The sequence below is a fragment of the Microbacterium sp. HSID17254 genome, assembly GCF_003989315.1.
Classification (GTDB): domain Bacteria; phylum Actinomycetota; class Actinomycetes; order Actinomycetales; family Microbacteriaceae; genus Microbacterium.
On the sequence record NZ_RBLT01000195.1, the window covers coordinates 1 to 765 of the forward strand.

At 72.4% G+C, this 765-nt stretch carries 2 protein-coding genes; both read right to left on the reverse strand.

Going from position 1 to position 765, the window contains the following annotated elements:
- A partial coding sequence (locus tag D8M34_RS18545; protein ID WP_238695733.1) for a CNNM domain-containing protein occupies positions 1-481 on the reverse strand: 481 nt, incomplete at its 3' end.
- A complete protein-coding gene (locus D8M34_RS19930; protein WP_446723749.1) occupies positions 379-750 on the reverse strand; it encodes a transporter associated domain-containing protein in 372 nt (123 codons plus the stop codon). The genes D8M34_RS19930 and D8M34_RS18545, both read right to left, overlap by 103 nt.
- Positions 751-765: the final 15 nt, after the last annotated feature.

Here is a 765-nt window from a genome sequence, read left to right on the forward strand (position 1 = left end):
ACCAGCGCAGGCAGCGGTTCGCCGTGCCGTTCAGCAGGAGCAGCAGCGGCCGCGCGACGATCATGAACCCGCGCATCGGGATCGCCAGCATGATCGCCGACCTCTCCGGGTGCGAGATCGCCCAGGACTTCGGCGCCATCTCCCCGACGACCAGGTGCAGGAACGTCACGACGATCAGCGAGACGACGAACGACGCCACTCCGGCGACCCCGCCGGGGACGCCCCAGCCCTCGAGGACCGGGCGCAGCGCGTGGTCGACGGCCGGCTTGGTGATCGCACCGAGGCCCAGCACGCACAGCGTGATGCCCAGCTGGGACCCCGCCAGCAGCAGCGAGATGTCCCTGGCGCTGCGCAGCGCCGCCCGTGCCGACGCCGAGGTCAGCGCGGCCTCCTCCAGCCGGTAGTTCCGGGCGGCGGCGAGCGCGAACTCGACGGCCACGAAGAACGCGCTCCCCCCGACGAGCAGGATCGACACCACGATCCCGACGGCAATAATGCCCGCACCTCCCGGTCGTCGTCCTGATCCGAGCCGGTGGTCACCGGTTCGGCCCGCTCCAGGCGGACGGAGGAGGGGACACGTCGGTCGACCTCGTGCACCACCAGGCGCAGGGTGCGGTCCTCCTCGTCCGGGCTCTCGGCCGCGATCGTCACGAGGACCGCGTCCCCGGGGTCGGGCAGCCGCTGCAGCTCGGCCAGGACGAGGCCGCCGACGGTCTGGTAGTCGCCCTCGGGCAGCTCGGCGTCGATCAGCCTGCCGACCTCGTG